Raw genomic sequence first — 6395 nt, forward strand, 5'->3', positions numbered from 1 at the left:
GGGTGGATCAGCTGCCGGTCGCGGGAGGCGACGGCGGGGTGGCCGCTGCGCCGGTCCGGGTGGCGGGCTGCGGCCTCGGTGTGGAGACCGCGGGGCCCTGCGGCGTCGGGGCCGGCGGTCCCTGGCCGAGCAGACCGGAGCCGGAGGCCAGGCTCGCTCCCGGCTGGTTACCCGCGGCCATGAGCCCGGACTGCTGAGGTGGCGTGCCGTTGCCCTGGCCCGTCGGTCGTCCGGACTGCGGGGATGAGGATCCGCTGTCGTCGGTGGCGAACCGCGGGGGAGGCGTGGGCGTCGGCTCGTCGCCCGAGCCGCCCTCGCCGTGGCTCCCGGGCGATCCCGACCCGGGGCCGGAAGTCCCGCTGCTCGTACCCGGACCGGAGTCGGTATCCGATTCCGATTCCGAACCGGAGCTGGAGCTGGAGGGGGCTGCCTTGGCCAGCAGCTGGCCGGGGACTTGCGGCGGGCCCTGCGGGGCTGCCGCGGCCAGAGCGGCACCGCCGCCGCCTCCGGCCGACATGGCCATGGCCTTGCGGCCGACGCCCTGGGCGGTACGGGAAGCAGCCGCCATGCCGGCGCCGCCGGAACGGTGGAGGTCTTCGCCGTGACCGTCAGCGGCCCAGTGCACGAACCGGTACGTGATGTACGGGCACAGCAGCACCATGACCATCACGACGATGCCGGCCATCGCATCGGAGACGGCGGCGAGCCCGTCCTTCGCATCGGTCTTGCCCATGGCGGAGACACCCAGCAGGAAGACGATCGTCATCAAGAGCTTGGAGACCACGAGGGTCGCGGTGGCTTCGATCCAGCCCTTGCGCCACCGCTTCGCGACCTCCCAGCCGCCGCCCGCACCGGCGAAGCAGGCGAGCGTGACCAGGACGAGGATGCCGACCTTGCGGACCATCATCACGCACCAGTAGAGGAACGCTCCGATGGCGGCGCCGATCGCCACGAACGTCGGTACCAGCCAGCCCAGTTCGTACATGCCGCCGTACTGGGAGACCTTGATCATGCGGCGGACGGAGTCCGAGATCGATGAGTGCCCGGCCTTGAACAACCCGTCGGACAGGGCGTCGACGACGGTGAGGGCGACGGTGGTGAACGCGATGGCGCCGAAGGCGAACATCACGCCGACCAGCGTGCCGCTGAGCGCCTGGCTCAGAGCCTGGCCGTCTCGTTTCCATGCGGCTCGCACCAGCTGCATACAGAACGTGCCGACGATCACCAGCAGGGCGATCGGCAGGATCAGTTCGTAGTTGTCTCTGAACCAGCCTGCGTTGAGATCGACCTTGGTGGTGGTGTCGACGGCCTTGGCGGCCAGGTCGGCTGCCGAGGCGGCGAGTTCGCCGACGCTCTTGGCGATCCACGCGCCGAGACCCTCGGTGATGGACTTGCCGGGGTCGGTGACGAAATCGATCGCGTCGACCGCCTTGCAGACGTTGTCCACCAGCGGGAGATTGCAGAAGCCCACGGGTATTTACCTCCTTCCTGCTGGGCGTGGGTCAGGGGGCGACGCGGGGGGAGACCCCGGACAGGGCGCAGTTGCGGTCGGGGCGGCACTGGACGGCGAGCGTGATCGCCCGGCCTTCGGCGCCGGCTCCGCCGCCGCGCCAGGCGATGGACTGCTTGCCGCTGATGGTGACGACGTAGATGTACGCCTCGGTGATGGCGCCGGGGTTGTCGCCGAGCGCCTTCGTGAACGCCTGCGGCATGTGGCCTTCGGCGATCTTGGCAGTGGCGTACTGGCCGTTGTCGTGCATCCGCGACCACAGCGTCGGGTCGGGGACCTGCGAGGCCACCGAGTCCCAGTCGGTGTACTTCGACTCGGTCGTCATCCATGCCTTCAGCCCGGCCAGGTGCTGCGGCTGGGTGGTCCGGCGGGTGTCGTAGGACCACAGGGCACCGGCAGCGGCCTTGGCGAACTCCACCGGGTTACGGGTGGACGGCGGCTTCGGCACGGCACTGCGGCTCTCGCCGTCGGCCGAGGCCGTCGGCGAAGGGCTGCTGGCGGAGGCTGGAGGGGGCGAACCGGCGGGCCTATCGGTGTTGGCGGTGAGGTAGGCGGTCAGCCCCGCGGCACCGGCCAGGACCGCCAGGGCCGCGATTCCGGCGGCCAGGCGCCGGTTCATCGACCATGAGGCCGTCCGCGAGGTCAGCGCGGCGAAGCGTGGGGCGCGCGGGCGCTTGAAGAGACGTTTCGGCATTAGTGGACCTGCGTCCCGAGCGTGCTGAAGAACGACACGATGCCGTTGGCAGCGCCGAGGCCGAGCGCGCACCCTGCGCTCACGACCGCGCCCTTCTTCCCGTTGGCTTCGGCCTGGTGGCCGCCGGTGTAGTGGCCCCAGGCCCACACGGCCAGGCTCACGGCCAGGGCGCCGACGATCGCGATGATCGCGAAGAGGTTGATCGAGGAGATGACGTCCTTCAGGACGGACAGGCCCGGAAGCCCGCCCTCCTTCGGGCTGATGCCCGGGTTGTAGGCGAGGTAGCGGACGTGGTCGAGCGTGGGCACAGACGAGCTCCTTGCGGGCACGCCGAAACGGCGTGCGAAAGCGACGAAAGAAGAGGGGGAGAGGGGAGGCGAGCGCCAGGGAAGGGGGAGAAATGCCGCCGTGGGCTACTGCTGCAGATGTCGTTCTGCTTGCTGGAAGGGGCGGTTACGGCCGGGGGCGTGCGCTACCCTCGAAGCCGTTCCGGCGTGATCTGCTTCACTAGCGCACAGGGCCCGTGGCCCGGACGTGGCGACGAGCGACATTGGTGAAGAGGGCCTGCGTGCAGGTCAGTTGAGGATGCGGCGCGCGGCGAGGATCTGGGGCTTCCAGTTCGCGAGCGTGGTGATGCGCACGACGTCACCGGTCTTCGGCGCATTGATGATCAAGCCGCTGCCGATGTACATCCCCACGTGCTCAGGCACTGCCGCGGTGCCCCGGGTGAAGAGCAGGTCCCCGGGCTTGAGCGAGCTGACCGAGACGGCCTTGCCCTCGTTGACCTGGGTGTAGGTGGTGCGGGAGATGTTCACGCCGGCGGCGTGGTAGGCCATCTGCATCAGCGAGCTGCAGTCGCACCGGCCCATCGGGTCCGGACCGTGCGAGTTTTCGCAGGTGCCGCCCCACTGGTACGGGGTGTCCAGCTGGCCGAGCGCCCAACGGATCGCGGTCTGGATCTTCTTCGGGGCGTCCTTGGGAATCGCGTATCCCTTGGGCACCGCGCCCGGCGGGATCGTGCCGAAGTTGCTCCCGTCCGCTCCGGTGGCGCAACCACCCTTGCCGGTCGTGGAGTTGTTCTTGTCCTTCTTGTCCTTGTCGGCGGTCTTACCGTCCTCGGGCTTGGACTTGCCGCCGTCCGGCAGCGTCTTGACGATCGCTGACTGCAGGGCACGGGCCAGCGGCTCCCACTGCGCGTACGCGTCAGGGAATGCCGAACGCTGGACGGCCTGCGCGGCCTGGGTGACTGTCATCGACTCCCACCCGCGCACCTCCAGCAGCGCCTTGTAGAACTTCGTGGATGCATACACCGGGTCGCGTACCTGGGCGGGGGTACCCCAGCCCGCGGACGGCCGCTGCTGGAACAGACCGAGGCTGTCCAAGTCGCCGTAGTTGAGGTTGCGGAGCCGGGATTCCTGCATGGCGGTGGCCAGGGCGACGATCTGTCCGCGCTCGGGAATGTGCATGGCCACGCCCGTGGCCACGATCGTCTTGGCGTTGGGGATCTGCTCGGCGGGCAGCTCGAGCCCCTCGACGGAGACCTTCCCGCCGCCCTTCCCGCCAAGGATGTCCTTGACCTGTTTGGCGACCGCTTCGGCGTCGACCGATCCGGCCTCGCCCGCACAGTCACCGTGGGCGGCGCTGGCTGCGCCGCCGCCGGCCGCGGCGACCGCGGCGGTGCCGGCCAGCAGCAGCGGGCTGAGGACCGCGACACCGATGGTCGCGACGACGGCCTTCAACGCCACCTGCCCGGCCGGTCAGAAAGGGCCCGGGGCGGCGGAATGGCTGGATGAGGGCATGGGTGTGCCAAGGCAGTGTCTTTCGAGTGGAGCCGTCCGGGCGTGCGCTTGGTCCAAAGGGGCCCGGAACAGGTCTGGTTGCTGGTGGTGCGACAAGCCGGCGCGGGGGAGTTGCAGCTCCCGGACCGCGTCCGGGGCGTGTGTCAGGTGCTCGGTGGCATGACGAAGAGACCTCTCCTGAAGGGAGCCGGGAATTGGGGGGTGCCGTCCGGTGTGGCCGGGGCGGGCATGACCAGAACTTTAGGGACGGAATCCCGGTTGACCAAAGGATTCGGCGGCCGGAACTGATTTTGGAGCAGTTTCCCCTCTGACCGGGGTCAACCGGGTTTTGATCCCTACAGTTTGGAGTCGCTTCGCAGCCGCCGTCTGGATCGCCAGGGCGTGCTTCTACGCGGGCGCTCTCAGTTTCCTCTCGCACCCTTTGAACGGGACCTCATCATGCCTTTTTCCCTGCACCAGGGCGACGCTCTGTCCGTACTGGCCACGCTGCCCGACAACAGCGTGGACGCCGTGATCACCGACCCCCCGTACAACTCCGGCGGTCGCACGGCCAAGGAACGCACCTCCCGCACGGCACGGCAGAAGTACACCTCGACCGACGCCGAACACCAGCTGGCGGACTTCCCCGGCGAGAACATGGACCAGAGGTCCTTCACGTTCTGGCTGACGCAGATCCTCACCGAGGCACACCGTGTGACGAAGCCGTCGGGCACGCTGCTGCTGTTCACCGACTGGCGCCAGGCGGGCTCCATGTCGGACGCCCTCCAGGCGGGCGGCTGGACGTGGCGGGGCACGCTGGCCTGGCACAAGCCCCAGGCCCGGCCGCAGAAGGGCCGCTTCAAGCAGTCCTGCGAGTTCATCCACTGGGCGTCCAAGGGCGCAGTGGACGCCGACCGCAACCCGGTCTACCTGCCCGGCCTTTACACCGGATCCCAGCCGCGCAAGGGCCGCCAGCACATCACGCAGAAGCCCGTTGAGGTGATGCGGGAACTGGTGAAGATCTGCCCGCCCGGCGGCACCATCCTCGACTTCTGCGCCGGCTCCGGATCCACCGGCGTCGCCGCCCTGCTGGAAGGCTACGACTTCATCGGCATCGAGAAGACCAAGCACTACACGGACATCGCCGCAAACCGGCTCACTGAGACTCTCCACGCGGTCTCCTCGCAGGGCGATTACGCCCTCGCCGGCCCAACCGAGTAACCGACGATGCCCACCGGCGGAGCCACGGGCCCTGCCCTTGGCGGATACGGGCTGGCTGATACCGCCTGCTTATAGCGCCCGGATACCGGTTACCCAAACTGGCCGGAGTCCGGATGCTGGCCTTCACTGAACTCGCCCTGTTGGAAAGAAGCTTTGTGTCTGATTCCCCCGACCCCTCCACGGGAGAAACCCCGGAGCCGGTCCGTATGACGGACCTCGACCTGGCTGATCTGTCCGCGAGCGTGCGCCGGCTGATCGACCAGTCCCAGGAGCAGGCCCGCGTCCTGGACCACCTGGCCGCCGACCCGCCGCCGATACCGCTGCCAGGACCCGACTTCGGCGGCTTCGCTCCTGGCCCGGGACCGGCCGGTGGTGGTGAACCGCTGTTCATCATGGCCATGGAGGGCCAGGCGTACGAGAGCGAGCTCGACGCGCTCACCGACTGGGTCGACGACCTGCTCCTGCCGGTCTACGGCCGGGAGATCACCTCCAGTGCCCCCTGGTGCCCCTGGTGGGACCAACACCCCGAGGCCGTTGCCCGTCTCCATGCTCTGTGGCTGGCCTGGCAGCAGCACATCGACCCCGAGGCCGGCCCGTCAGGCCCCTCGACGTGGCACCGCGACCACCTCGACCACACCATGGCCCAACTCCGCGCACCTGGTGGTCCCTTCGCCGCGTGCACCACGAATCCGGCCCGGCCCGCGCACCGTCTGCTGCCCGGCCCGAAGCCCACCACCGACCCGGTCCCCACCACCGGACACACCCAGGCCACGTGACGCCGACGTGAGCTTCCCCAAGTTCGCGTTCGCCGCCGACCCCCGCGCCCTGGACGACCTGCGCGAGGCACCGACCGAGATCCGCGACCTTGCCCTCCTCTCCCTGCAGGACCTCGTCCACGGCGAACAACGCGGCCAGCGTCTCGACGACCGGCACGGCCAGGACCTGTCCGACTGCCGCAAGCTCTACGTCGACGCCAAGGTCGACTGGCGCATCGTCTACCAGGAACGCCCCGCCCCGGCCGGCTCCCTGCACAAGCGGGAGATCTTCCTGGTCGCCATGCGCCCCCGCGCCGGATTCGAGGCGTACAACACCGCCTTCCACCGGCTCGGCCGCACACGCACCACCTCGTCACCCCGCGCCAGCGCCGCCCGCGCCCGTTCACCCCGCACCGTGCCTGTCCGCACTTCTGCAT

The 6395-nt window shown here is 69.3% G+C and carries 7 protein-coding genes; 3 read left to right on the plus strand and 4 right to left on the minus strand.

Annotated elements, in window-relative coordinates; all coding sequences use genetic code 11:
- Positions 1-7 precede the first annotated feature (7 nt).
- The 4 genes from K6I34_RS28850 to K6I34_RS28865 form a co-directional block, all read right to left on the minus strand.
- Entirely contained in the window at positions 8-1471 is a 1464-nt protein-coding gene (locus K6I34_RS28850) for an ATP-binding protein (RefSeq protein ID WP_229330292.1), read from the minus strand.
- Positions 1472-1502: 31 nt separating this feature from the next.
- On the minus strand, positions 1503-2204 hold the full coding sequence (locus K6I34_RS28855) for a hypothetical protein (RefSeq protein WP_229330294.1): 702 nt from the start codon (positions 2202-2204) through the stop codon (positions 1503-1505).
- The gene (locus K6I34_RS28860) at positions 2204-2512 is read right to left on the minus strand and encodes a DUF6112 family protein (protein WP_049714171.1); all 309 of its coding nucleotides are present in this window, start codon (positions 2510-2512) and stop codon (positions 2204-2206) included. The genes K6I34_RS28855 and K6I34_RS28860 overlap by 1 nt, the downstream gene beginning before the upstream one ends.
- Positions 2513-2779: 267 nt before the next feature.
- A complete protein-coding gene (locus tag K6I34_RS28865) occupies positions 2780-3943 on the minus strand; it encodes a C40 family peptidase (protein WP_229330301.1) in 1164 nt (387 codons plus the stop codon).
- Between the two features lie 498 nt (positions 3944-4441).
- On the opposite strand from K6I34_RS28865, the gene K6I34_RS28870 reads away from it, so the two are divergent.
- The 3 genes from K6I34_RS28870 to K6I34_RS28880 all read left to right on the plus strand — a co-directional run.
- A complete protein-coding gene (locus tag K6I34_RS28870; protein ID WP_229330296.1) occupies positions 4442-5203 on the plus strand; it encodes a site-specific DNA-methyltransferase in 762 nt (253 codons plus the stop codon).
- Between the two features lie 155 nt (positions 5204-5358).
- The gene (locus K6I34_RS28875) at positions 5359-5979 is read left to right on the plus strand and encodes a DUF4913 domain-containing protein (RefSeq protein ID WP_229330298.1); all 621 of its coding nucleotides are present in this window, start codon (positions 5359-5361) and stop codon (positions 5977-5979) included.
- 7 nt (positions 5980-5986) lie between these two features.
- Positions 5987-6395: hypothetical protein (locus K6I34_RS28880; protein ID WP_229330300.1), on the plus strand; the 409-nt coding region annotated here is incomplete at its 3' end.

The sequence above is a fragment of the Streptomyces sp. UNOC14_S4 genome, from assembly GCF_020740835.1.
In the GTDB taxonomy this organism is placed as follows: Bacteria; Actinomycetota; Actinomycetes; order Streptomycetales; family Streptomycetaceae; genus Streptomyces.